Annotated in this window: 20 protein-coding genes and 2 pseudogenes; 15 read left to right on the forward strand and 7 right to left on the reverse strand. The window is 63.4% G+C overall.

The window, feature by feature from the left end:
• Positions 1–37: 37 nt before the first annotated feature.
• From B5E65_RS12515 to B5E65_RS12535, 5 genes and pseudogenes are all read left to right on the forward strand, one after another.
• On the forward strand, positions 38–1,222 hold the full coding sequence (locus tag B5E65_RS12515; RefSeq protein ID WP_087172106.1) for a YgeY family selenium metabolism-linked hydrolase: 1,185 nt from the start codon (positions 38–40) through the stop codon (positions 1,220–1,222).
• Positions 1,223–1,255: 33 nt separating this feature from the next.
• Positions 1,256–2,722 (forward strand): sodium:solute symporter family protein, encoded by a 1,467-nt coding sequence (locus tag B5E65_RS12520; protein WP_087172107.1) that lies wholly within the window; start codon positions 1,256–1,258, stop codon positions 2,720–2,722.
• 39 nt (positions 2,723–2,761) lie between these two features.
• A pseudogene (locus B5E65_RS12525) lies at positions 2,762–4,366 on the forward strand (N-acyl-D-amino-acid deacylase family protein).
• A 191-nt stretch (positions 4,367–4,557) separates the two neighbouring features.
• Positions 4,558–5,967, forward strand: coding sequence for an RNA polymerase factor sigma-54 (rpoN, locus tag B5E65_RS12530; protein ID WP_087172108.1), 1,410 nt, complete (start codon positions 4,558–4,560; stop codon positions 5,965–5,967).
• Positions 5,968–6,065: 98 nt separating this feature from the next.
• Positions 6,066–8,462, forward strand: coding sequence for an HAD-IC family P-type ATPase (locus B5E65_RS12535; protein WP_087172109.1), 2,397 nt, complete (start codon positions 6,066–6,068; stop codon positions 8,460–8,462).
• Between the two features lie 85 nt (positions 8,463–8,547).
• Here B5E65_RS12535 and B5E65_RS12540 read toward each other — a convergent pair whose 3' ends face one another.
• Positions 8,548–9,567, reverse strand: coding sequence for a threonine aldolase family protein (locus B5E65_RS12540; RefSeq protein ID WP_087172110.1), 1,020 nt, complete (start codon positions 9,565–9,567; stop codon positions 8,548–8,550).
• 243 nt (positions 9,568–9,810) lie between these two features.
• Here B5E65_RS12540 and B5E65_RS12545 point away from each other — a divergent pair, with 243 nt between their 5' ends.
• Both B5E65_RS12545 and B5E65_RS12550 read left to right on the forward strand, forming a co-directional pair.
• A complete protein-coding gene (locus B5E65_RS12545) occupies positions 9,811–10,707 on the forward strand; it encodes a hypothetical protein (RefSeq protein ID WP_087172111.1) in 897 nt (298 codons plus the stop codon).
• Between the two features lie 12 nt (positions 10,708–10,719).
• Positions 10,720–11,385, forward strand: coding sequence for an HD domain-containing protein (locus B5E65_RS12550; RefSeq protein ID WP_204657752.1), 666 nt, complete (start codon positions 10,720–10,722; stop codon positions 11,383–11,385).
• 137 nt (positions 11,386–11,522) lie between these two features.
• Here the strand turns inward: B5E65_RS12550 and B5E65_RS12555 are convergent, their stop codons facing one another.
• The gene (locus B5E65_RS12555; RefSeq protein WP_087172112.1) at positions 11,523–12,635 is read right to left on the reverse strand and encodes an ABC transporter ATP-binding protein; all 1,113 of its coding nucleotides are present in this window, start codon (positions 12,633–12,635) and stop codon (positions 11,523–11,525) included.
• A 146-nt stretch (positions 12,636–12,781) separates the two neighbouring features.
• Here B5E65_RS12555 and B5E65_RS12560 point away from each other — a divergent pair, with 146 nt between their 5' ends.
• The 4 genes from B5E65_RS12560 to B5E65_RS12575 all read left to right on the forward strand — a co-directional run bounded on the left by B5E65_RS12560 (position 12,782) and on the right by B5E65_RS12575 (position 16,080).
• Positions 12,782–13,570 (forward strand): helix-turn-helix transcriptional regulator, encoded by a 789-nt coding sequence (locus B5E65_RS12560; protein ID WP_087172113.1) that lies wholly within the window; start codon positions 12,782–12,784, stop codon positions 13,568–13,570.
• 127 nt (positions 13,571–13,697) lie between these two features.
• Complete coding sequence (locus B5E65_RS12565; RefSeq protein WP_242957551.1) at positions 13,698–14,438, forward strand: glucosamine-6-phosphate deaminase; 741 nt, start codon at positions 13,698–13,700, stop codon at positions 14,436–14,438.
• A gap of 122 nt (positions 14,439–14,560) precedes the next feature.
• Positions 14,561–14,896 carry a P-II family nitrogen regulator gene (locus tag B5E65_RS12570; RefSeq protein WP_087172114.1) on the forward strand — a complete coding sequence of 112 codons (336 nt, stop codon included), beginning with the start codon at positions 14,561–14,563 and terminating at the stop codon, positions 14,894–14,896.
• 2 nt (positions 14,897–14,898) lie between these two features.
• Entirely contained in the window at positions 14,899–16,080 is a 1,182-nt protein-coding gene (locus B5E65_RS12575) for a cation:proton antiporter (protein WP_087172115.1), read from the forward strand.
• A 171-nt stretch (positions 16,081–16,251) separates the two neighbouring features.
• On the opposite strand, the gene galE is transcribed toward B5E65_RS12575, so the two are convergent.
• Positions 16,252–17,277, reverse strand: coding sequence for a UDP-glucose 4-epimerase GalE (gene galE / locus B5E65_RS12580; protein ID WP_087172116.1), 1,026 nt, complete (start codon positions 17,275–17,277; stop codon positions 16,252–16,254).
• Between the two features lie 138 nt (positions 17,278–17,415).
• Positions 17,416–18,315, reverse strand: a complete 900-nt coding sequence (locus tag B5E65_RS12585; RefSeq protein ID WP_087172117.1) for an AraC family transcriptional regulator — start codon at positions 18,313–18,315, stop codon at positions 17,416–17,418.
• Positions 18,316–18,445: 130 nt separating this feature from the next.
• On the opposite strand from B5E65_RS12585, the pseudogene B5E65_RS12595 reads away from it, so the two are divergent.
• Positions 18,446–19,120 (forward strand): annotated as a pseudogene (locus B5E65_RS12595) (MATE family efflux transporter).
• Positions 19,121–19,164: 44 nt separating this feature from the next.
• On the opposite strand, the gene B5E65_RS12600 reads toward B5E65_RS12595, so the two are convergent.
• Together B5E65_RS12600 and B5E65_RS12605 are read right to left on the reverse strand one after the other, a co-directional pair.
• The gene (locus B5E65_RS12600) at positions 19,165–19,866 is read right to left on the reverse strand and encodes a M15 family metallopeptidase (protein WP_087172120.1); all 702 of its coding nucleotides are present in this window, start codon (positions 19,864–19,866) and stop codon (positions 19,165–19,167) included.
• A 484-nt stretch (positions 19,867–20,350) separates the two neighbouring features.
• On the reverse strand, positions 20,351–21,754 hold the full coding sequence (locus B5E65_RS12605) for an ROK family protein (RefSeq protein WP_087172121.1): 1,404 nt from the start codon (positions 21,752–21,754) through the stop codon (positions 20,351–20,353).
• 218 nt (positions 21,755–21,972) lie between these two features.
• Here B5E65_RS12605 and B5E65_RS12610 point away from each other — a divergent pair, with 218 nt between their 5' ends.
• On the forward strand, positions 21,973–22,425 hold the full coding sequence (locus B5E65_RS12610; protein WP_087172122.1) for a NanQ anomerase/TabA/YiaL family protein: 453 nt from the start codon (positions 21,973–21,975) through the stop codon (positions 22,423–22,425).
• A 62-nt stretch (positions 22,426–22,487) separates the two neighbouring features.
• On the opposite strand, the gene B5E65_RS12615 is transcribed toward B5E65_RS12610, so the two are convergent.
• Entirely contained in the window at positions 22,488–23,534 is a 1,047-nt protein-coding gene (locus B5E65_RS12615) for a SpoIID/LytB domain-containing protein (protein WP_087172123.1), read from the reverse strand.
• Between the two features lie 91 nt (positions 23,535–23,625).
• Here B5E65_RS12615 and B5E65_RS12620 point away from each other — a divergent pair, with 91 nt between their 5' ends.
• Positions 23,626–24,993 (forward strand): citrate synthase, encoded by a 1,368-nt coding sequence (locus B5E65_RS12620; RefSeq protein WP_087172124.1) that lies wholly within the window; start codon positions 23,626–23,628, stop codon positions 24,991–24,993.
• Positions 24,990–25,790, forward strand: coding sequence for a hypothetical protein (locus B5E65_RS12625; protein WP_087172125.1), 801 nt, complete (start codon positions 24,990–24,992; stop codon positions 25,788–25,790). The genes B5E65_RS12620 and B5E65_RS12625 overlap by 4 nt, the downstream gene beginning before the upstream one ends.
• Positions 25,791–25,794 lie beyond the last annotated feature (4 nt).

Genomic DNA, 25,794 nt, shown 5'->3' on the forward strand with positions numbered 1-25,794 from the left:
TTGCAGGCGCATTGAGATAAACAGGGAGGTAAGACTTATGTTGAACAAGGAACAGGAACAGACCGTGGTGCGGCTTTGCCAGGAACTGGTCAAGCAGCGCAGCTACTCCGGCGAGGAGCAGGGCGTGGTCAAGGTGCTCAAGGAGAACATGGAGCAGATGGGCTTTGACAGCGTCACGGTCGACAAGTACGGCAACATCATCGGCTGCATCAAGGGCAACCGTCCCGGCCCGAAGATCCTGTTTGACGGGCATATCGACACCGTGCCCGTACAGGACGCCGGCAAGTGGGAGCACGATCCCTTCGCCGCCGAGATCGTGGACGACAAGATCTACGGCCGCGGCACCTCTGACATGAAGGGCGCTGTCGCCGCTATGACCTGCGCCGCCGCCAACTTCGCCGCCGCCACCGGCAAGGACTTCGCCGGCGAGATCTACGTGGCCGGCGTGGTGCACGAGGAATGCTTTGAGGGCGTGGCTGCCCGGGCCATCAGCGCCGCGGTGCATCCCGATTACGTGGTCATCGGCGAGGCCAGCCAGCTGAACCTGAAGATCGGCCAGCGCGGCCGTGCCGAGATCGTGGTGGAAACCTTCGGCAAGCCCTGCCACAGCGCCAACCCGGAAAAGGGCATCAACGCCGTGTACAAGATGGCCAAGGTCATCGAGGCCATCCGCACCCTGGAGCCCACCCATCACCCCGTGCTGGGCGACGGCATCCTGGAACTGACCGATATCAAGTCCGCTCCGTATCCCGGCGCTTCGGTGGTGCCTGAATACTGCCGCGCCACCTACGACCGCCGCCTGCTGGTGGGCGAGACCAAGGAGAGCGTGCTGGCCCCCATCAACGCCCTGCTGGATAAGCTGATGGCCGAGGATCCCCAGCTGAAGGTCAAGGCCAGCTACGCAGTGGGCCGCGAGAAGTGCCACACCGGCAACGAGATCGAGGGTGAGCGCTTCTTCCCCGGCTGGCTCTACGACGAGAAGGACGAGTTCGTCCAGGCCGTCTACGGCGAGCTGAAAGCCATGGGTTACGACCCGTCCATCACCCAGTACAACTTCTGCACCAACGGCAGCCACTACGCGGGCGAGGCCGGCATCAAGACCTTCGGCCTTGGGCCCAGCCGTGAGAACCTGGCCCACACCATCAACGAGTACATCGAGATCGACCAGCTGGTCAAGGTCTGCGACTGCTACGGCGGCGTGATGAAGGCTCTGCTCAAGTAACGGGCTGCGCAGATACGAAGGGAGGAAGAATTCATGTCAAACGTACAGATCACCGCATTGGTTATTATTCTGCTGTACATGGCGGCCACCGTCGCGCTGGGCCTGTTCATCTCGGCCCGCAAGAAGAAAAAACAGGCCATGCAGAGCAACGACGACTTCCTGATGGCCGGCAAGTCCCTGGGACCTGTTGTCCTGGCGGCCACCCTGTTTGCGGCCAACACCGGCGGTGCCAGCACCACCGGTATCGCCACCAACGTGTATACCTACGGCCTGTCCGCCTGCTGGTACGTGATCGCGGCCGGCATCGGCTTTGTGCTGGTGTCCTTCATCGCCCCGTACTTCCGCCGCTCCTCCTCCAGCACCGTGCCGGAAATCATCAGCAAGCGCTATGGTAAGGCCTCCCATATCTTCACCGCCTTTACCTCCATCGCGGCCCTGTTCATGGCTACCGGCGCCCAGATCATCGCTACCGCCTCCATCATCAACGTGGTTACCGGTATCGACTTCAGCACCGCCGCCATCATCACCACCGCTGTGGTTATCGCCTACACCATGGTGGGCGGCTTCACCTCCGTTACCGCGGCCAACATGATGCACGTGATCTTCATCACCGTGGGTATGGCCATCGCCATGCTCATCATGGTCTTCAATCCGCAGGTGGGCGGCTTCGGCGCTCTGTTCGCCAAGGCTGACGCCATGGGTACCGAACTGGATCTGCTCAGCATGACCAAGATCGGTCTGCCCACCATCATCGGCTACATCGCTATGTACTTCATGACCTTCCCCACCGGCCAGGAGATCGTGCAGACCTACTGCTCCGCCAAGGACGGCAAGTCCGCCAAGACCGGTTCCGTGATCGCCGGCCTGCTGAGCGCTGCCTACGCCATTGTTCCCGCCATCATCGGCCTGATCGCCTATGTGTGCATTGACGGCTACGCCGACGGCGGCGCCCAGAAGAACGCCCTGGCTGACGCCACCATCCGCTTTGCTCCCGCCGTGGTCGCGGGCCTGGTTCTGGCCGCCATCGTGGCCGCTACCATGAGCAGCGCCTCCGGCAACATGATCGGCACCGCCACCATGTTCACCAACGACGTCTTCCGCCCCTACATCAACAAGGGCGTTAAGGACGACAAGAAGGAAGTCTGGATCTCCCGCGTCACCATGGTCGTGGTCGGCCTGGTTGGCCTGAGCGTGGCCCTGACCGCCTCCAACATCATCAGCGTCATGATGGGCGCCTTCGCCCTGCGCAGCGCGGGCCCGTTCGCCGCCTTCATCTGCGGCCTGTTCTATAAGAACGTCACCAAGCGCGCCGGCTTCATCTCCATCGTGCTGGGCACCGTGGTGGCCGCTGTCTGGATCTACGCGCTGGATACGCCCTGGGGCCTGAGCGCAATGGTGCCCGGCGGCATCGTGGCCTTCATCGCCATCTTCCTGTTCTCCGCCATCGACCGCAAGATGGGTGTGGAGCCCGCCCCCGAACTGGTGTTCGACAACGACTGATCGCTATCTGACAACATCGCATGAAAGGATGTGGACCATATGAAAAAGCTCATCATCAACGGCACCGTCGTGGACGGCACCGGCAAACCCGGCTACAAGGCCAACGTTCTGGTAGAGGATGACAAGATCGCCGCTATCGGCGATATCCAGCCCGCCGAGGGTATGGAGGTCATCGACGCCGCCGGCCTGGTGGTTGCCCCCGGCTTTATTGATACCCACAGCCACAGCGACCTGAAGATCCTGGAAGAGCCCGAAGTGGCCCCCAAGGTCATGCAGGGCATCACCACCGAGATCCTGGGCCAGGACGGCATCTCCATGGCGCCGCTGCCGGTGGAGTACATCAGCCCCTGGCGCAAGAACCTGGCCGGCCTGGACGGCGACAGCGACAACATCAACTGGGAATTCAAGAACACCGAAGGCTACCTGGCCATGATCGACGCGGTCAAACCCGGCCTGAACGAGTGCTATCTGGTGCCCCACGGCAACATCCGCATGGAGGCCATGGGCCTGGAGAACCGTCAGCCCAACGAGGAAGAGCTGGAAAAGATGCGCCAGATCACCCGCCGTGAGATGGAAGCCGGCGCGGTGGGCCTGTCCACCGGCCTGATCTACATGCCCTGCGCCTACTCGGAGAGCAAAGAGATCATCGAGATGTGCAAGGTGGTGGCCGAGTACGACGGTATCTTCGTGATCCACCAGCGCAGCGAGGCCGACACCATCCTGGACAGCATGGAAGAGGTCATCCGCATCGGCCGCGAGTCCGGCGTCAAGATCCATTACTCCCACTTCAAGGTCTGAGGCAAGAAAAACTGGGACAAGATCGACAAGGTCATCGAGCTGCTGGAAAAGGCCGAGGCCGAGGGCATCCGGGTCAGCTTCGACCAGTACCCCTACGTGGCCGGCAGCACCATGCTGGGCGTCATCCTGCCGCCCTGGGTGCACGACGGCGGCACCAACAAGGTGATCGAGCGCCTGCATGACCCCGAACTGCGCAAAAAGATGGTCTACGACATCGAGCACGGCATCCCCGGCTGGGACAACTTCGTGGAGTTTGCGGGTCTGGACGGCATCTTCGTCACCAGCGTCAAGACCCAGAAGAACCAGGACGCGGTGGGCCTGAGCCTGACCGAGCTGGGCAAGCTGCGGGGCAAGGATCCCTACGAGGCCACCTTCGACCTGCTGATGGAAGAAGAGAACGCCGTGGGTATGGTGGACTTCTACGGCACCGAGGAGCATGTGCAGCTCTTCATGAAGCGGCCCGAGATGAACGCCTGCACCGACGGCCTGCTGGGCGGCAAGCCCCATCCCCGCGTATATGGCGCCTTCCCGCGCATCCTGGGCAAGTACGTCCGCGAGGACAAGGCCCTCACCCTGGAGGAAGCCATCTATAAGATGACCAAGAAACCCGCCACCACCTTCAACATGGAAGGCCGCGGCGAGATCAAGGTGGGCAACTACGCCGACATCACCATCTTCAACCCGGATACGGTCATCGACAAGGGCACCTTCACCGATCCCGTGCAGTTCCCCGAAGGCATCGAGTACGTGCTGGTCAACGGCGGTGTCACCGTGGCGAACGGCAAGCATACCGGCAATCGCAGCGGTGTGGTTCTGCGCCAGAAAGACAAGAAGGTTGTCAAATAAGCCATTATCCGTCCTCTCAACATAAGCGGCAAAGCCGGGAGCAGCAATGCTCCCGGCTTTGCTGTGCGGGGGCTTTGTGCGGCTTTCACAGAATATGCGCGCTGTTTTGTTGCGCCGTGGTGCAGAATGTTGTATAATAATAGAGAATTCAGTCCGGCAATGCCGGGCTTTTTGCAGAGGAGGGCGCGCCGATGGAACTGGTACAGCAACAGGCGCAGAAGCAGGTATTGAGTCAGGGATTACGCTGCTCGCTGGAGGTGCTGCAGCTGCCGCAGACCGAGCTGGAGGGATACCTGCAGGAGGCGGTGCTCTCCAATCCGCTGCTGGAGATGGAACTGCCCCAGGATATGCATCTGCCCGACCCGGAAGGGGAACCCGCCCGTGCCCTGGCCGAACGGGAGGCCGACACCTGGGAAGCCAGCGACAGCGAGAGCGCGGCGGTCTGGGATCTGCCCGCCGACAGCGCCTGGGAGGGCAGCCCCGGGGAGGACTTCACCGTCCGCCTGGCCGATCCCCGCGCCCAGGGGGAAAAACTTACCGATGCGCTGGCGGAACAGCTGCTGCACATGCCCCGCCTCACCGACGGGATGCGCCGCCTGTGCCAGTATCTGATCGAGTGCCTGAACGAGAACGGATTTCTGGAGTTTGACCTGGCCGATCTGGCCCGGGAACAGGGCGTGCCGCTGTTTGATATGGAGCAGGCCCTTTACATCCTGCAGGACCTGCAGCCCGCCGGGGTGGGGGCCCGTTCCCTGACCGAATGCCTGGTGCTGCAGCTGGCCCGCACCGAATGCTTCAACCCCCACACCCTGCGTCTGGTGCAGCCGGACGGGCTGGAACTGCTGGCCAAGGGGGATATGTCCGCCATTGCCCGCCTGCTGGCGTGCAGCCCGGCGGATGCCCGGCAGGCCGCGGCGGCGGTGCGGGCGCTGAACCCCCGTCCCGCCCAGGGCTACGGCACCGGCGGTGAACTGGCCTGCCAGATCCCGGAGGCGGTATTCCGTCTGGAGGACGGCCGGGTGCATATCGAGCTGAACGGCTGCCTGGCCCGGCGCCTGACCCTGGACGAGCAGAACTGCGCCCTGCTGCAGACCGCCGGTTCCGAGCAGGACCGGCAGTATCTGCGGGAAAAGAAAAACGAGGCCCAGCAGCTGATCCGGGCCGTGCAGGAACGGGAAAACACCATGGTGCGTCTGCTGCGCACCCTGGCCGACTGCCAGCAGGGCTATTTTGTGCGCCGTGAACCGCTGCAGCCCATGACCCTGACCCAGCTGGCCGAACGGCTGGGGCTGAGCCTGTCCACCGTAAGCCGGGCCGTGCAGGGCAAAACGATCCAGTTCGAGGGCCGCAGCATTCCGCTGCGCCGGTTCTTCACCTCGGCCATCACCGCGGCGGACGGCGCGTCGGTCTCCAGCGAAAATGTGCGCCGCCATATCGTCCGGTTCATCCAGGCGGAAGATCCCTGCAAGCCCCTCAGCGACGAGGCGCTGCGGGCCGCGCTGGAGGCGGTGCAGCTGCCCGTTTCCCGGCGCACGGTGGCCAAGTACCGGGAGGAACTGGGCATCCCGTCCTCCTCCGCCCGCCGCCGGACCGCCCGCTGACCGGCAAAATGTTTCTTAAGCTTTTTTAAAGGTTGAAGCCTTTCGCCCCTTTCGTTTCGTTTCAGCAATAAGCGACGAAACGAGAGGGGCGATTTTCTATGGATTCCAATACCATTCCGGTGCTGCGGGCTGACCCGGCCCGGGGCCTGACCACAGAACAGGCCCGGCAGCGGCAGGCTGCCGGGCTGCGCAACACCCCGCCGCCCGATCTGACCAAATCCACCGCCCGCATCCTGCGGGACAACCTGCTTACCTTTTATAACCTGCTGTTTCTGGCGCTGGCCGGGTGTCTGGTGGCGGTGGGCGCGGTGCAGGAGACCCTGTTTCTGGGCATCGTGGTCTGCAACGCGGCGGTAGGGGTGGTGCAGGAACTGCGGGTGCGGGCGGCCCTGCGCCGCATCGCCCTGCTGGCCGCCCGGCCGGTGCGCACCGTGCGGGACGGCACCGAGCAATTGCTGGATACTGCCGATCTTGTGCGGGACGATATCGTGCGGCTGCGCCCGGGCGACCAGGTGCCCGCCGACGCCGTACTGGTGGAGGGCCGGGCCGAATGCAACGAGTCCCTGGTCACCGGCGAGGAAGACCCGGTGCTGCACACACCCGGTGAACCGCTGCTTTCCGGCAGTTTTCTTGTGGCCGGCAGCTGCGCGGCCCGGCTGGTCCGGGTGGGGCCGGATTCCTGCGCCGCCCGGATCACCGGCGAAGCCCGCCGGGCCCGCACCCGTCGCAGCCGGATGATGCGCAGCCTGGATGCCTGGCTGCGGTTTGTGGGGGTGCTGATCCTGCCGCTGGGCCTGGCCATGGTCTGGCAGCAGTGGGCCGCCTCCGGGCCCCGGGCGGCGGTCACCGGCACCGTGGCGGCGCTGGTGGGTATGATCCCGGAAGGGCTGTACCTGCTGGTGAGCATTGCCCTGGCGGTGAGTGTGCTGAACCTGGCCCGCCGCCATACCCTGGTGCGGGAACTGACCTGCATCGAAAACCTGGCCCATGTGGACGTGCTCTGCCTGGACAAGACCGGCACCCTCACCGCCGGGCAGATGCAGGCGGAGGAACTGCTGCCCGTTTCCGGCCTGTCGCAGCCGGAACTGGCCGCGCTGCTGGGCGGCTATGTCCACGCCATGCCGGAGACCAACGCCACCGACCGGGCCCTGCGGGAGGCCTTCCCCTCACAGGGCTGGCAGGCACAGGGGCAGGTGCCTTTTTCCTCTGCCCGCAAATGGGGGGCGGCGCTTCTGCCGGACGGGCGCTGCCTGATCCTGGGCGCGCCGGAACTGGTGCTGGGGGCGGACTGCGCTGCCTGGCAGCCGAAGCTGGCCCCCCGGCTGGCTCAGGGCCGCCGGGTGCTGGTACTGGCCCAAAGCAGCTGCCCGCCGGACGGCAGCGCGCCGCTGCCCGCCGGTCTGCGCCCGCTGGGATTTGTGGTGCTGCGGGACAAGCTGCGCCCCGGCACCGCCGAGACCCTGGCCTACTTCCGCTCCCAGGGGGTGACGCTGCGGGTACTCTCCGGCGACAACGCCGCCGCCGTCTCCCGGGTGGCGCTGCAGGCCGGGGTAGAAAACGCCGACCGCTATCTGGATCTGTCCGGGGTGGGGGAGGAGGCCGACTGGGCCGACCTGGCCCGCCGGTACACCGTGTTCGGGCGGGTTTCGCCCCGGCAGAAACAGAAACTGATTGCCGGGATGCAGGCGGCCGGGCATACCGTGGCCATGATCGGGGACGGTGTGAACGATGTACCCGCCCTGGGGCAGGCGGACTGCAGCCTGGCCATGGGCGCGGGCAGCGAAGCGGCCCGGCAGGCCGCCCAGATGGTGCTGCTGGACTCCGATTTTGCCGCTGTGCCCGCCATTCTGCAGGAGGGGCGGCGGGTCATCGGCAATATCAGCCGGTCGGCGGCGCTGTTCCTGTATAAAAACATCTTTTCCTTTCTGGTGTCGGCGGTGCTGCTGTTTGTGGCGCTGCCCTACCCGATGGTGCCCCGGCAGATCAGCCTGATCAGCGGCCTGCTCATCGGGCTGCCCTCCTTTCTGCTGACCTTTGAGCCGGTGCGGGGCCGGGCCCGGGGCGGCTTTATGACCGGCGCGGTGCTCAGCGCCCTGCCCGGCGGCCTTACCGCCACCCTGGGGGTGCTGGCGGCGGGCACGCTGGGGGCCGGCCTTCCCCGGAACGAACTCTCCACCGTCTGCACCCTGCTGGCGGCCCTGGCCGGGATGCTGGTGATTCTGCGGCTCTGCGTGCCCCTCACGCCGCTGCGGGCCGCGGTGCTCACCCTATGCCTGGGCGGCTTTGCCGGGGCCTGCCTGCTGCTGCCCGGCCTGTTTGCCCTGTCGCCCCTCAGCGGCCCGGCGCTGCGTCTGCTGGGTGTGTGCGCGGCGGGTACGGTGCTGTTTTTTGCCCTGCTGCAGGGAGTAAGCGAGTGGCTGCGGCAGCGCCCGTTCCGTGCGGCCCGCCGCCCTGCCACCCTGCCGGTGCGGGGCCGCCGTTCGGACGCAACCTGAAAACAAAACGGCATACCGCTGTCTTGCGGTATGCCGTTTCGTATATTTTAAATATAAAACAACTTATCGTATATAAAGACGCCGCTCAGGCCTTTTTCAGCGCGGCCAGGAATGCCTCCACCGCTTCGGGGCGGGTGGCCCAGCTGGTCACCAGACGGATGGCGGTGTGGTCCGCATCCGGTTTGCCCATCTCTTCCCAGTGGAAATCCCCCCGCAGCTTTGCCAGTACCCGGTCCGGCAGAATGGGAAACTGCTGGTTGGAGGGGCTGTCGCAGGAAAAACCATACCCCAGCGCGGCGATGCCCTCCCGCAGCCGCAAAGCCAGGGCGTTGGCATGGGCGGCCAGTTCCACATACAGGCCGTCCTGCATCAGCTGTTCAAACTGGATGCCCAGCAGCCAGCCCTTGGCCAGCATGCCGCCCCGCTGCTTCATGATGTACCGGAAATCCTTTGCGATGGCGGGATTCTGGATGCACACCGCTTCCCCGAACAGCGCCCCGTTTTTGGTGCCGCCGATGGAGAACACATCGCACAGCGCACCCAACTCGGTCAGGGTAGCGCCGCCCGCCGCCAGGGCGCTGCCCAACCGGGCCCCGTCCAGATACAGCAGCAGGCCCAGTTCGTCGCACACCTTTCGGATAGCGGCCAGTTCCGCGCCGGTGTACACCCCGCCCACCTCGGTGGTGTTGCTGATGTATACCAACTTGGGCTGTACCATGTGCTCATCCGGATGGGCCGTGCAGACCGCCCGGATGGCCTCCGGGGTCAGCTTGCCGTCGGCTGTGCCCGGGGCAGCCACGCACTTGTGGCCGCTGGCCTCGATGGCGCCGGTCTCATGCACGCACACATGGCCGGTGGTGGCGGCGATCACCGCCTGATGAGGCCGCAGCGCGGCACAGATGCACACCGTGTTGGTCTGGGTGCCGCCCACAAGAAAATGCACCGCCGAATCCGGCCGGCCGATGGCATCCCGGATCATCTGCCGGGCGTTTTCGCAGTGGGGATCGGTGGAATAGCCGAAATTCCCCTCGGTGTTGGCGGCCCCCATGGCCTCCAGAATGCGGGGATGGGCCCCCTCGCTGTAGTCATTGGTGAATCGGATCATACAAACGCACCCCTCTCTGGCAGCTGCGCCCCGCAGGGCGCGTATAGTCCCATTTTACCACGTTTTCACAGAAAATCCATGCCTTGGTTTTGCACTGGCGGGCAAAGTATGGTATACTGACTTTGTATCATCGATACCTGTGCGGTTTTTCCGCGCCGCGGCCCTCCCCGAAACGGCGGGCCGGCCCTGTTTGCCGGGGCAGCATCTGACAAAACCATGCGCGCAGCGCAGAGGAGGAACGATATGGATAACGCAGTATTCCGGGAAGAAAACGCCCGCCGCCATCGCCGGCGCCGCCGTCAGGCGCTGGGGCTGGTGCTGGCTGTTCTGATCCTGGTGGGCCTGGGCACCATCGCCACCAGCGTGGCCGGTCTGGTGGGCAGCCTGTTTGACGACACCGATCTGATGAAAGATTTTGAAAACCGCCTGCAGATCATGGTCATGTTTGACCCGCTGCCCTTTGACAGCCTGGAACAGGCCGACCAGATCATGCTGCGCGAGGTTGGCATCTGGGGCGCTTTGTACGGCGAACTGGAGACCAGCGGCAGCCTGGACGCCTACGAGCGCGATCCGGAAACCGATTGCATCATCCTGCCCACCCTGGAGGTGGACGCCACCCTCACCAAGCTGGTGGGCCCCGGTTTCAGCGTGACCCACGAGAGTTTTGAGGACGACGGCATGACCTTCACCTACCTGGAGGACAAGCAGGGTTACCTGATCCCCATCACCGGCCAGCAGGGCCGCTACACCCCCACCGTGGTCAAGCTGACCCGGGGCGGCGGCAAGATGCGGGTGACCGTGGGGTATATCCCGGTCAGCAGCCCGGCGGACGATTTCATGGGCGCCACCACCGCGACCGAGCCGGTCAAGTACATGGACTACATCTTTGAAAAGACCGATTCGGTCTGGTACCTGACCGCTCTGGAAGAGAGCGAGATGCAGCCGGTGAACGCGGCGGCCAGCGATACCGCCGACCAGCCGGATGCAGTGGACTCCTCCATCGCGCCGGAGCAGCAGCTGCAGGGCGCCGCCAATGACGGCGTGGTATCCAGCGTGCCCACGTCCGATGCGTCCGCGCAGACCGACGAGAGCGCCGCCGCCGAGCCTGCCTCGGAGGAAAGCAGCGACGAAGCTGCGTAAGGGGGAACCGGTATGCTGCCTGTGACCTATGAAATGGTACGCCACAGCGAAGAGATCAATACCTACATCCGCCAGGCGGATGCTTCGCTGGTAGCCCTGGGGTATACGGAACACTCCTTTGCCCATGTAACCCGCTGCGCCGAGACGGCCAGCGGCCTGCTGCAGCAGCTGGGCGCGGACGAGCGCCAGGTGGAACTGGCCCGCATTGCCGGGTATATGCACGACATCGGCAACCTGGTCAACCGGGTTGACCACGCCCAGAGCGGTGCGGTGATGGCGTTCCGGATTCTGGACAAGATGGGCATGCCCCCGGAGGACACCGCCCTGGTGGTGACCGCCATCGGTAACCATGACGAAAGTACCGCCTTCCCGGTAAACGGGGTGGCCGCCGCGCTGATCCTGGCCGACAAAACAGATGTGCGCCGCAGCCGGGTGCGCAACCGGGATACCATTCGGTTTGACATCCACGACCGGGTAAACTGGGCGGTGGAGCATTCCCAGCTGGATCTGGACAAGGCCGCCGGCACGGTGACCCTGGTGATTCGTCTGGACACCCAGGTGTGCTCGGTAATGGATTACTTCGAGATCTTCCTGGCCCGCATGCTGCTTTGCCGCAAGGCGGCGGAGTATTTCGGCCTGACCTTCCGGCTGGAGGTCAACGGTCAGCAGCTGGTTTGATCCGCCAACCCATAGTTGAAAAAGCCCCCGCCGGGCAGCTGCCCGGCGGGGGCTTTTTGCATGGGTGCAGAAGATAAAAACAGCGCCCCGCCAACCGGCGGGGCGCTGCAAGCGTTTATAGCTTTGAAAACCAAACCTTAGTTCAGGATGGTCAGCTCGGTCTCCACGTCGAACAGATGCACCTTGTGCGCGTCGAACGCCACGGTCACGGTGCTGCCGTTGCGGGCCTTGCTGGTGGGGGCCACACGGGCGGTCATCTTGTTGCCCTTGTAGTCCAGGTACAGGTAGATCTCGCTGCCCATCAGTTCGCTGACTTCCACGTCGGCGCTCAGCTTGCACTCTTTGTGCTTCTCGATGAACTCGGGATCGTCCTTGATGTCCTCAGGACGGATGCCCATCTTGACAGCCTTGCCCACGTAAGCGTCCAGCTTGCCGTCGGCGGTCTTCTCGGCGGGCAGAACGATCTTGTCGCCGGACAGATCCAGGTAGTAGGTGCTGCCGTCCTTGTTCAGGGTGGCATCCAGGAAGTTCATCTGGGGGCTGCCGATGAAGCCGGCAACGAACATGTTGCAGGGGAAGTCGTACAGGTTCTGCGGGGTGTCAACCTGCTGGATGACGCCGTCCTTCATAACCACGATGCGGTCGCCCATGGTCATAGCTTCGGTCTGGTCATGGGTAACGTAGATGAAGGTGGTAGCCAGCTTCTGGTGCAGCTTGATGATCTCGGTACGCATGCTGGTACGCAGCTTGGCGTCCAGGTTGGACAGAGGCTCGTCCAGCAGGAAGACGGCCGGGTTACGAACCATGGCGCGGCCCAGAGCAACACGCTGACGCTGACCACCGGACAGAGCCTTCGGCTTGCGGTCCAGCAGGTGCTCGATGTCCAGGATCTTGGCGGCCTCACGCACGCGCTTGTCGATCTCGTCCTTCGGGGTCTTGCGCAGCTCCAGACCAAAGGCCATGTTCTTGTACACGGTCATGTGGGGGTACAGAGCGTAGTTCTGGAACACCATCGCGATGTCGCGATCCTTCGGGGGAACGTCGTTGATCAGGCGGTCACCAATGTACATCTCGCCCTTGCTGATCTCTTCCAGACCGGCGATCATACGCAGGGTGGTGGACTTGCCGCAGCCAGACGGGCCGACGAAAATGATGAATTCCTTATCCGCGATCTCCAGGTTGAAGTCCTTAACAGCGGTTACGTTGCCCGGATAGATCTTGTAAATGCCGCGGCAGCTGATACTTGCCATGGGGGAGCCCTCCTTAAATTTGTGAAGTTTGTGTGATAACAGTTTGTTGACACGCGCTTGACCGCGTGTGCTGTCTTTACTATAATAATACCAGGGTTTTCGGGAAAAGAAATAGCATTTTATTGATGTGCAGGGGGCGATTGTTGATGTTTGACTGTCGGGCCTGGTGCGCGGCGGCCCAGGTGTGGGACGCCCAGCTGTCGGGCCGTGCCGTACTGGACGGCGAAGGGGTCTGGGCAGGGGTGCTGTCCAGCGGCCGGTGTGCGCTGGACGGGCCGGACGGCCCGGTAAGCGCCGACGCGGGCAGTCTGCTGATCGGTACCTCCCCTCTGGAACTGGTGCCGGAGGGCGCCTGCCATCTGCTGGCTGTACGGATCACCGGCCGGGTCGCCCAGGACTTTGCCGCGCAGCTCGAGGCACCTTTCTGGGCGGGCGGGGCCAGTGCCCCCATGGCGGCCCAGCTGCTGGCCCGCCTGCGGGAACAGCCCGAAGTCGCCGCGGAAAGCAGCCTGGCCTACCGGCTTCTCTGCGAACTGGCCGGGGCCGATCCGGCCACCCCGGCGCTGCCGCCGCTGGTCAGCCGGGCTATGGCCGCCATGCAGCAGAACTACGCCGGGCTGTACGGGGTGGAGGAGCTCAGCGCGCAGCTGGGGGTAAGCAAAAGCCATCTGATCCGGGTGTTCCGGGCCGCGATGGGGATGCCGCCGGGTCAGTATCTGACCGCTGTTCGGATCGAGGCAGCCAAGCAGCTGCTGACCCATCGGGAGTATCCGCTGGAGGTGGTGGCAAGCCTGTGCGGGTTTTCCGGCGCCAACTATCTGTGCCGGGTGTTCCGCAAGGCCACCGGCATGACCCCCGCCGCCTGGCGGGCGGTGGCCGCCGCGCCCGATGCTCCGGAGGGCCCGCTGCCGCTGGAAAAGGAACTGTATGTGTAAAACGGGCCTTTTGTACAAATAAAATCCCTCTCCGGCCCTATACAAAACCGCCGCCGGACGGTATCATTAAAGGTAAGAGAACGGCCCGCCGAAGGCCGACAAAAATCGCCAAAGGAGCGTGTCAATCGTGATTCAGGTAGTTGTGACCGAGAGCTACGACGCCAGCTGCGCGTACGTGGCCGATATGATCTGCAAGCTCGTGAATGAGAAGCCCGCCTGCAAGCTGGGCCTGGCCACCGGCGGTACTCCGGTGCCCATGTACAAGAAGCTCATCGAAGCCAACAAGGCCGGCAAGGTGGACTTCTCCGCTGTGCACACCGTGAACCTGGATGAGTACTGCGGCATCCCCGGCACCCATGACCAGAGCTATCGCTACTTCATGGATACCAACCTGTTCGACCACATCAACATCGACAAGGCCAACACCTACGTGGCCCAGGGCATGGGCGATGCCGAAGCCAACGCCGCTGAGCTGGAAGCCAAGGTCTACGAGGGCGGCGTGGCCGACCTGCAGCTGCTGGGCATCGGCAATAACGGCCATATCGCTTTCAACGAGGCCAGCGATACCCTGCATGCCACCGCTCATATCGAGAAGCTGACCGAGAGCACCATCAATGCCAACGCCCGCTTCTTTGAGCGCAAGGAAGACGTGCCCACCACCGCCATCACCATGGGCATGGGGGACATCCTGGCTGCCAAGTGTGTGGTTCTGATCGCCACCGGCCTGGCCAAGACCGACGCGATCCGCGGCCTGGTGATGAGCGACGAGATCACCACCCACAACCCCAGCACCATGCTGAAGATGCACCCCAACGCGGTGGTCGTCATCGACAAGGAGCTGGCCGACGCGGTGGGCTACAAGGGCTGAGAAATCTGTCCTTGACACAAGCGAACAGCGTGCTATGATTAGAACCGGTGGGGCCGGGGCAGACAGCCTGCCTTGACCCCGCCGGTTTGTTTTGTATGCCTTGCCAAAAAGGAGGATTATTTGTGAAACTGCTGATCATGATTCTGAGCGATCCGGACGTAATGGACCGGGCGCTGGAGAAGCTGGAGCGCCGGGGTATCCGCGGCGCGACCATTCTGCGCAGCCGTGGTATGGCCATGGAGCTGCAGAACTACATGGGCGGCTCGTTCCTGGGCAGCCTGCGGGCCAGCCTGGAGCCGGACCGGGAAGAAAACTACACCGTGCTGATGGTGCTGCCGGATGAAAAGGTGGCTGAGGCCCTGGAACTGATCGACCAGGTGGCGGATCTGGACCGGCCCGGCAACGGCATTGCGTTTACGGTGCCGGTTGACCTGACCAAGGGCATCGGGAGGCTGTAAGCATGGAACTGGATTTGTTGTTTCAGCTGGCCCTGCTGCTGCTTGCCGGCTTGCTGGGGGCCCGCCTGATCCGCCTGATCCGACTGCCGGATGTGACCGGTTACCTGATCCTGGGCCTGCTGATCGGGCCCTCGGTGCTGGGGCTGTTCACCAGCGAGGGGATCGCGGCCCTGACCGCCATCTCGGACGTGGCCCTGGGCTTCATCGCCTTTACGGTGGGCGGCGAGTTCAAGTTTGAATACTTCCGCCGGGTGGGGGCCACCCCCATTGTGATTGCTTTCTTTGAAAGCATCATGGCGGTGGTGCTGGTGGTGCTGGGGCTGTGGGTCACCGGCAACGGCCTGCCCTTTGCCCTGGTGCTGGGCGCTATCGCCGCCGCCACCGCGCCCGCCGCCACCGTCATGGTCATCAAGCAGTACCGGGCCAAGGGACCGGTTACCGAAACCCTGCTGAGTGTGGTGGCACTGGACGATGCGGTGGCGCTGATTGCGTTTGGCCTGGCGGTGGCCGTGGCCCGCACGCTGGAAAGCGGCGGCCCGGTGAATCTGGTCGAAGCGATCCTGTCGCCCATCTGGGAAGTGGTGCTCAGCGTGGGTGTGGGCCTGCTGCTGGGAATTCTGTTTACCTTCCTGCTGCGCTTTTTCAAGGATGCGGGCAGCCGCCTGAGCCTGTCCATCGCCTTTGTGCTGGGGGCAGTTGCCCTGGCCAATGAGGTGCTGGGGGTATCCAGCCTGCTTATGTGCATGGCGCTGGGCGCAGCCTTCTGCAACCTGTCCAAGAATTCCGCCGACGTATACCGTCAGGTGGATGCCTTCACCCCGCCGCTGTTCATGATGTTCTTTGTGCTCAGCGGTGCGGATCTGCAGCTGAGCGTGCTGCCCACCATCGGTGTGGTAGGCGTGGTATATGTGGTGCTGCGTGTGGTCGGCAAATGGCTGGGTGCCTGGATGGGCGCCAAGATCATGCACGCCTCTCCGGCCATTACCAAGTACCTGGGCCCGGCCCTGCTCCCGCAGGCGGGCGTGGCCATCGGCCTGTCCTTCCTGGCCCAGCAGGTGGTGCCCCAGTATGCGGCCACCATCCGGGCCGTGGTGCTCTGCGCCACCCTGATCTATGAACTGATCGGCCCTGCTGTGAGCAAGAAAACCCTGCAGGCGGCCGGCGAGATCGCCAAGGATGCGTAAAAATAGCGAATCTGGGGGAGATAACATCTCCCCCAGCCCCCCGGAAAACGCGGGCCGAATACTCGGCCCGCACTTTTTATTATGATAGACAGGGGGCTGGGGGACTGGTCCCCCAGATCGGCAAAAGAAAAAGGACGCGGTTTGCACCGCGTCCTTTTTTATGTTGGAATCTTAGCCCTTGTAGCCGTCCGGGTTCATGCTCTGCCACTTCCAGCTGGTGGCGCACATCTCCTCGATGCCGTACTGCGCTTCCCAGCCCAGCTCGGCCTTGGCCTTGGCGGGATCGGCGTAGCACTCAGCGATGTCGCCGGGGCGGCGCGGGTCGATCACGTAGGGCAGCTCCTTGCCGCAGGCCTTGGAGTAAGCCTTGATCACGTCCAGCACGCTGTAGCCGTGGCCGGTGCCCAGGTTGCAGATGAACAGGCCGGGCTTGGTGGCCAGCTTCTTGATGGCAGCCACATGGCCCTTGGCCAGGTCTACCACATGGATGTAGTCGCGCACGCCGGTGCCGTCGTGGGTGGGATAGTCGTTGCCGAACACGTGCACCTTCTCCAGCTTGCCCACAGCCACCTTGGCGATGTAGGGTACCAGGTTGTTGGGGATGCCGTTGGGATCCTCACCGATCAGGCCGCTCTCATGAGCGCCGATGGGGTTGAAGTACCGCAGCAGGGCCACGTTCAGGTCCTTGTCCGCCTTGCAGCAGTCGGTCAGGATCTGCTCGTTCATGGCCTTGGAGGTGCCGTAGGGGTTGGTGGTGCGGTCGCCGCCCACGGGGAAGTCCTCGGTGATGGGCACAGTGGCGGGATCACCGTACACGGTGGCGCTGGAGGAGAACACGATGTTGTGCACACCATGACGGCGCATGGCGTCCAGAATCACCAGGGTGGTGTTCAGGTTGTTGGTGTAGTATTCGATGGGCTTGGACACGCTCTCGCCCACGGCCTTGTAAGCGGCAAACTGGATCACCGAGTCGATGTCCGGATTGGCGGCAAAGATCGCCTCCACCTGGGCAGGATCGGTCAGCTCAGCCTCCACAAAGCGGAAATCCTTGCCGGAAATCTGCTTTACCCGGCGCAGAGCCTCCGGGCAGGAGTTATAGTAGTTGTCCGCCACCACGATGTCGTAACCGGCAGCCAGCAGTTCCACACAGGTGTGGCTGCCGATGTAGCCGGCGCCGCCGCATACCAAAATAGCCATAGCGCAGTTCTCCTTTTAGTTTATAAAATTGTTGCAGCTGAAGCCGAGCGCTTCGTGCTGCTCCCTACCTGAAAGTATAGCCCTATATATAGGAAATATAAATAGACGTTTACGCTTGTTGGATGGACAATTGTATCATCATTCGCCCCGGCCCTGCCGGCTCAGCACCTTGACGCTGCTGGCGTATTCGCTGGGGGTCATCCCGGTAACTTTTTTGAAATGGCGGGAGAAATAATGGATCGAATTGTACCCCAGCATAGCGGCAATCTCGGTGAAATTGTGCTTGCCCTCCCGGATCAGCTCCTTGGCCCGGCGGATCTTCAGATGGCCAAAATACTCCATGGCGCCGCCGCCGGTTTTTTCCCGGAACACCTTCTGCAGATAGCTGCGGCCCACCAGGTTGTCCCGGCAGATATCGCTCAGGGTCAGGCGCTTTTCCAGGTTTTCGTCCAGATACCGGCACACCCGCTCCATCAGATCGTTGCGGCTGTTCTCACGCAGCAGCGAAGAAGGCCGGGACGCCGCCGGCACGCCGCCTTTACGGATCAGTTCCAGCAGCAGCAGTTCCAGCGAAAGCCCGATCAGTTCCTCCGCACCGAAAGGCTGGATCGCCCGCCGCTCCATCATCTGGGACAAGGGATCGTCCAGCGGCGTGGCAAATGCCTCGGCGGCCTGTTCCACGATGCGGGCCATCAGGTTGCGCTCGGCATCTCCGGCGCTGAGCAGCCGGCCGCGGAAAAAGTCCATGGCCGGGCCATCACACTCAAAGGTGATTACGACTACGTTGGGGGCACGGCCTCCGGCAGCTTTCAGGGTATGGAATTCCCCCGGTTCATGAAACAGCATCTGACCTTTTTGCAGCAGATGCTCGGCTTCGCCGGCCTGGGCGATGATCTCGCCTTTGTCCACATAGACAATCTCCCAGAAATCATGGCTTTCTCCGGCGAACGCATAGTCCGGACCATATTCAAAATAGTGCACCGTGATGATCCGCTCGATCCGGATCGGCCGCTGCAGTTCCACCGCTGTATAGGCCACCCGTATTCGCCTCCTTTGCGAAAAACACTTCTTGTACCAATTATACACGATGGTGTCCGATTGTGTAAATACATCGGGGTGGTTTTTCTCTATAATGGGGAATAACTGTCCATAGGAAAGGAGAAGCCGCGTGCGCAAAAAATTCTTTTACTGGGAGCCGGGATTCCTTCCGTCGGTTCTGGCCATCAGCCTGCCTATCGCGCTGCAGAACGTGATCAGCCTGGGGGTCAACCTGATGGATACGATCATGCTGGGGCAGCTCAACGACCTGGCCATCACCGCGGCCAGCCTGGGCGGGCAGCCTTTCAACATCCTGAACATTCTGGGATTCGGGTTTGCCAGCGGGGCCAGCGTGCTGGTCAGCCAGTAGTGGGGCAAACGCCAGACCGAGCCGATCCGCGAACTGTTTGCCATCACCCTGCGCTGCGCGCTGGCGGGGGCGCTTCTGTTCACCGTGGTCTGCGGCTTGTTTCCGGAAACGATCATGGGGCTGTACTCCCGCGATCCCCAGGTGATCCAGGCGTCGGCGGCCTATCTGCAGGTGCTCAGCGCCAGCTTTATCCTGTTCAGCTTCTCCAACTGTTATATCATGTGCCTGCGCGGAGTGGAACAGGTCAACATCAGCATGGTGGTGTACGGCACCATGTGGCTGGTATCGGTGCCCATGGGCCTGCTGGCGGGCTTTGTCTGGAAACTGGACCCGCCGTTTGTTTTTCTTTTGATGCGCTGCGACTATCTGGCGCAGCTGCTGCTAGGAGGGCTTCGCCTGCGCAGCGGCCGCTGGATCCGCGTGATGACCCGATAAAACAACAGCGCCCGAAACGTCTGTTTCGGGCGCTGTTGTTTTTGTCAGTCGGCGTATACCGAGTCGATACCCAGATACTCTTCCAGGCACAGGCCGCTCTCATACACAGCGGCGGCGGTCTCCTTGCCCAGATACCGCACATGCCAGGGTTCGTATTTGTAGCCGGTGATCTCCACCTTGTCGGCAGGATACCGGATGATGAAACCGTATTCATGGGCGTGGGCGGCCAGCCATTCCGCCTCGGGGGTGCCGATGAAAGCGTCGCTGACCTCGTTCAGGTCAAAGGCCAGACCGGTCTGGTGCTCGGAATGGCCCGGCCGGGCCGAGTAGGTATCGGCTTCTTCCTTTCCATCCCGGTCCACATACCGCTGGTACAGTTTTGCCTGGTAGTCATAGGAGCGGAACCCGGACGCAATGTACAGATTGATGCCGTCCTCCGCGGCGCCGGCGGCCATTTCCTCAAAGGCGGACTGGGCCTCTTCCGATACGCCGGGGGCATAGTCGGCGGGCAGGCCGTAGCTTTTGTTGGCAATCAGAATGCCGTTTACGTAGGTGACCCCATCCACCACCTGAATGTCGGGGGTGGGTTCGGGGGTCACTTCAGGGGTAGGTTCCGCCGTGGGTTCGGCGGTGGGGGCCGCTGTGGGCGCTGCCGTGGGGTCGGGCGGCACCGTTTCGGCCGGAGCCGAGCAGGCAGCGGCACAGAGCACCAGCGCCAGCACAGGGACAAATCGGATCAAACGCATGGTAAAAATCTCCTTTTGTTGCGGAATGGCCGCACCCGCCGGGTGAGCCTTGCATTGAATTATACGAGCAAGCCCCCGATTTTATTGCCAAATCTGCCGATAAACAGGACAGGGGCCGGACGGAAATCCGTCCGGCCCCTGCCGCCAAAGGAAGAAAATATGGGAAAAAGTTGATAGCAATTTTAAAACCAGCGCGCAATGCGCGCCGCTGCGCAGCAGGCTCCTGCCGGGCCAAAGCCCGCAGCCCCGCCAAGGTGCGGAGAACTTACTTGCTCTCCGGCAGGCTGGCGGCGGCGGAACTCTGGCCCACACGGCGGGGAGCGGCGCTCCGCAAAGCGGCCCGGTCGGGCCGGTGCGCGGCAAGAGCCGCCCCCTTGCGTGAGGGGCAAGAGGCCGGCGTGCCCGGTACGGCGCGCGGTGCGCGCCGCTGCGCAGCAGGCTCCTGCCGGGCCAAGGCCCGCAGCCCCGCCAAGGTGCGGAAAACTTACTTGCTCTCCGGCAGGCTGGCGGCGGCGCTGGACTGACCCACACGGCGGGTCATCTCGTCCGGCGCTTCGGGACGGAAGGACACCTCGGGGTACTCCTCGTCCATCACGCGGGCCGCGGTGGCCAGGATGATGTCGCCGCCCTTGCCGCTCATGACACGGCCCATCATCTGTACGTGATGGATGTCATAGAACTGGGCGTACAGGCCCATGGTGTGGCCCAGATAGACGCCGATGCTCTCGTAGACCTTAACGGCGCGGGGATCGTCCTCAGCCATCAGGCCCTGCACAACCTTCAGCTTGGCAGCGGGGGCGTCCTCTTCGTTCAGTTCGATACCGGCACGGGGGGCCAGCTTGATCACGCTGTCCTGGCTGAAGTACTTCACGCCGCAGCCGATGTCGCCGCTCCACTCGTCGGCCATGGCATCGGGCTGTGCGTCCACCGGAGCAAACGCCAGCTCGTTCAGCCAGCCGCAGATGTTGCCGTCCGCGTCCACGTAGCCCACAGCTTCGCTGGTGCCCATGGCGATACCCATGATGCCGTTCTCGCCCAGGCCCATGGCACCGGCCAGCGCGCTCACGTCGCCGTCGTTGGCCACAACCACGGGGATCTCGTAGCCCAGCATGCGGCCCAGATCCTCGGCAGCGCGGGTGTAGATGTTCTTGACCTTGGCGTCAAAGTCTTCCTTGCCCACCTTGATGAACAGGCTGGCCACCATGCACTTGTTGTCGATGTACACGCCCGCGCTGGACACGCCGATGCCGTCCACCTTGCGGCCCTTTTCCATGATCTTGGCCGCGGCGGTCTGCATGGCGGCCAGGATGCCCACATAGTGGTAGCTGGGATCGCTGATGGTCTTGGGATACCACACAACCTCTTCGCTGTAGATGGTCTCGCCGTCGATCACAGCGCTGACCTTCCGGTCGGATCCGCCGGCGTCAAAGCCGATGCGGGCGCCGGTGGTGTGACGGCCCACGCTCTCCGCCTTCTGGAACGGAGCAGGACGCTGATCGTAGGGCAGGCTGACCACTTCAAAGGCACGCTCGTACACGTTCTCCATGAAGTCCTTGTCAAAGGCGCGGCTGCCGTCAACGCTGTACGCCTTGCGCACGGTCTCGGCCAGGGCGTCGTCGCCGCAGATGTACACCTTGAAACCGCCCCAGCTCCACAGCAGGAACTTGACCATGCGGTCCACAAAGTACTCGTCGGCTTCCTTCATCTCCGGGGTGCCGTGCACCTTGCACTCCCAGGTGCCGATCTGGCCGCCGCTGCGTTCCACAGCGATGCACAGGGGCTTTTCCGCACCGGTGGCGTAGTGCTTGAAGAACAGGCCCAGAGGCACAAAGCCCTGGTCCAGTTCGGGCAGATTCTTGACGGGGATCTCCACATTCAGAAATTTCATGAGGCAGCTTCCTTTCTTCCTTTTGGGGGGCGGCGCTGAGACCGGCCGCTTGTCGTTACTTCTATTGTAAACGTCCCCGGACCCAGCGTCTTGTCCCGGCAGGCCGACTTTTTTGCATTTTCGTCCATTGCCCCTCTGTGCGGCGGAGACGGAAGGTGCTATAATCAATCTATAGAACAAAACCGGGCCGTCTGCGGCCTGCCAGGGAGGAAACCACAATGTTGTACGACCGTTTGGAAAACATCGAGCAGTATACCGGCCTGTTTGAAAATCTGGACACCGCCATCGCCTATATCGCGGAGCATGACCTGGACGAGCTGCCCGAGGGCCGCACCGACATCGACGGGGACAAGGTGTATGTCAAGGTGACCGAGTCGGACACCGCGCCCTCCGAGGACCGGGAGTTCGAGATGCACGAGAAGTACATCGACATCCAGATCGATTTGTCCGGCGTGGAGCTGTTTGAGGTGGCGCTGGGCGAGCTGGAGGAGAGCGCTCCCTACGACGAAACTACCGACGCAGCGCTGTACAAGGCCCCGCTGAGCTGCGCCGGCGTGCTGGGAGAGGATCGTTTTGTGATCTTCATGACCAACGAGGCCCACAAGGCGCTGGTGCGGGCGGCCGGCTGCGACCGGGTGCGCAAAGCGATCTTCAAGGTGGCGCGGGACTGACCCGCCGCCTTTGGCAGCAACGAAAAACGGGACGTGCCGCACAGCCGGCGCGTCCCGTTTTGCTATTCCTGTACCAACTGCGTGCCCGGATAATACCAGGCCAGAATGTCGGCGCAGCTTTTGCCCTCCAGTGCCATGCCCCGGGCGCCCCATTGGCTCAGGCCTACCCCGTGCCCGTAGCCGTGGGTGGTGACCGAGAAGGTCCGGTCGGCGTACTGCACCGTAAAGGCGGCGCTGCGCAGCCCCAGCGCCCCCCGCAGCTCGATGCCGGAAAGCTCGGCCCCGGCCACCGGCTGGGTGGCTACGTATCCCGCCGCCGTCAGGGTGGGGGCGCCGAACCAGCCCGACGGGTCGCCGGAAAGATCCAGCCCCCGGTCGGCAAAATTCAGCTGCAAAGCGTCGGTCATCTGTTGTACCGTATAGGTAACGGTCACCTCCCAGCCGTCGGCCGCGGTGTCCCAGGGGCTGTCCACCCCCTGCAGATAGGGCAGCGCCTCGGTCCACACGTTCTGGCTGGCCTCGGTGGCCCCGCAGCTGGAGGCATGGTAGCAGCAGGCCGCCGCCGCACCCTCCCACTGTACCACCCGGCCCTCCACCTGATCGGCCAGGGCGGCCAGGCGCTGGTAGTTGGCCTCAAAATCCACGCCCCAGTAGCTTTCCAGCACCTCCCGGGTCATGAAGCCCTGGCGGCGCGCCGGGTTGGCGGACAGGTCGTGGGCTTGTCCGGCGGCGCGGGCGGTCTGCTGCTGGAACAGCGCGTAGCTCCAGGCCGCCACCATCTGGGCCTTGATGGCCTCGTCCGGCCAGTCGGCGGGCAGTTCCGCGGCTGCCGCCCCGATCCGGTAATCCCGGGCGGAGACGGTCAGAATCTCCCCGGAGGCCTCGTCCAGCACCCGCAGCGTATCGGCGGCGGGGGTGGGGGTGGCTGTGGCGGCGGGCGAGGGGCTGACCGGCTCCCCGTTTCCGGACGGCTCGTCCGGCGCGGGGGTAGCGGCGGGCCCGGTCAGCGGGGCGCCGGGTAAGGACGCTTCCGCCAACAGCAGGCCACCCACCGGGATCAGCCAGGTAAGCAAGGCAAAGGTCAGCATGCACAACAGAGTTTTCTTCATCCCATCCTCCGGCGGGCTGCTTGCAATTTGGCCCAAAACCTTGTACACTACATACCATAGAGGGAAACACTTTAGAAAGGGGAAGTATGGTATGTCCACAGAAGTACCGATCCTGGACCCACAGTCCATGACCATCCTATGCAATGAGTATCTGAAAAATAACTACATTGACCCGGAAACCAGCGAACGCCTGGGCGTAAAGCGGGGCCTTCGCAATCCGGACGGCACCGGTGTGCTGGCGGGCCTGACCAACGTCTGTGACGTTATCGGCTACGAAAAAGAGCCGGACGGCACGGTGCGGCCCATTCCGGGCAAGCTGATCTACCGGGGCATTGACATCCGGGAGATCGTGCGGGAGGCGCTGGAGAAGGATCGCTTCGTATTTGAAGAGATCATCTGGCTGCTGCTGTTCGGCAGCCTGCCCCGGCAGGCGGAGCTGGCCCAGTTCTGCCACCTGCTGGAGGAGCACCGGGCCCTGCCCGACGGCTTTGCCGAGGACATGATCATGAAGGCCCCCAGCCCGAACATCATGAACAAGATGGCCCGCAGCGTGCTGGCCCTGTACAGCTATGACCCGGACGCGGAGGATCTGAGCCTGGGCAACATTCTGCAGCAGTCGGTGAACCTGATCGCGGGGCTGCCCACCATCATGGTGAACGCCTACCAGGTCAAGCGCCGGGTCTATGACAAGCAGAGCATGTTCTTCCATCTGCCCCAGATCGGGCAGAGCACCGCGGAGCATATCCTGTCCACCTACCGGGCGGACCAGAAGTTCACCCACGCGGAAGCCAAGCTGCTGGACCTGTGTTTGGCGGTGCACGCCGACCACGGCGGCGGCAACAACTCCACCTTTGCCTGCCGGGTGCTGTCCAGCTCCGGCACCGATACCTATTCGGCCATCGCGGCGGCCATCGGCAGCCTGAAAGGCCCCAAGCACGGCGGCGCCAACCTGAAGGTGATGCAGCAGCTGCGGGTCATCCAGCAGGGGGTGGAGAACCACCGGGACGAGGATGAAGTGCGGGAGTTCCTGCGCCGTATCATCCGCAAAAAGGAAGGGGACGGCAGCGGCCTGATCTACGGTATGGGCCATGCGGTCTACACCATCAGCGACCCGCGTGCGCTGATCCTGCGGGAGAATGCCCGGGAACTGGCCTACGAGAAAGGCTTTGAGGACGAGTTTGACCTGCTGTGCCTGGTGGAGAAGCTGGGCCCGGAGGTGTTTGCCCAGGAGAAGGGCAGCAAGACCGTCTGCGCCAATGTGGACCTGTACAGCGGCCTGATCTACAAGATGCTGGGCATCTCGGAGGATCTGTTCACCCCGCTGTTTGCCATCAGCCGTATTCCGGGCTGGTGCGCCCACCGGATCGAAGAGGTGGTGTTCGCCAACCGGATCATGCGCCCGGCCTACAAGTATCTGGGCGTGCGTCAGAAATACAAAACCATCGAGGAGCGCAAATGAAACGAGCCGTCACCGTCCTGGCGGCGCTGGTGTGCCTGGCTGCCGGCGCGGTGCGTGGACTGGATCTTTCTGCATACAATGACTGGAGCACCGGGTTTGTGACCTGGGGCTCGGTCTGGACCCGATATGGGGTGCTGGCCGGCGTGCTGGTGCTGGCCGGGGTGACCGCGCTGGTGCAGACACCGGGCCCTTACCGGATCACGGCGCCCAGCCGCGGCCTGGGGGTGTTCGGCCTGCTGGCGTCGGTGCTGTTCGCCGCCTATGCGGGCGGCCAGGTCATGCTGCTCTGGCCGGAGCGGGACTGGTTCGGCCTGGTGCAGGCGGTGCTGTTTTTCCTCACCGGCCTGTGGCTGCTGCTGACCGGCCTGGCCCATCTGGGCGAGGAGCTGACCCCGCCCACCCACAGCGCGGTGCTGGGGGTAGGGGCCACGCTGGGCTTCTATCTGCTCACGGTGGGGCGGTTCGGCTTTGCCCCCTCCAGTGTGGAGCGGATCGGCCCCACGGTGGAGGTGTTCAGCGCCCTGCTGGCGCTGCTGCTCTCCACGGCGCTGGTGCGTCTGCTGTATGTGGGGCAGGTGCGGTCGGGCCGGTGGCTGTACTTTTTGGGGTTTGCCGCGTTTTTCCTCTGCACCTGCCTGGAACTGCCCCAGACCTTCCTCTCCTGGCGCAACGGCGCCGACGGGCTGGCGGATCTGGCGCTGAGCCTGTTGCTGGCCCTGATCGGGCTGGCGGGCCTGGGCGCGGCCTGGGCGGTGTCCGGCCAGCAGGAGGATACACTGCCGGACGAGGACGACTGATAAT

Origin of the sequence: Gemmiger sp. An120, from assembly GCF_002160955.1 — a bacterium.
Lineage (GTDB): Bacteria > Bacillota > Clostridia > Oscillospirales > Ruminococcaceae > Gemmiger_A > Gemmiger_A avium.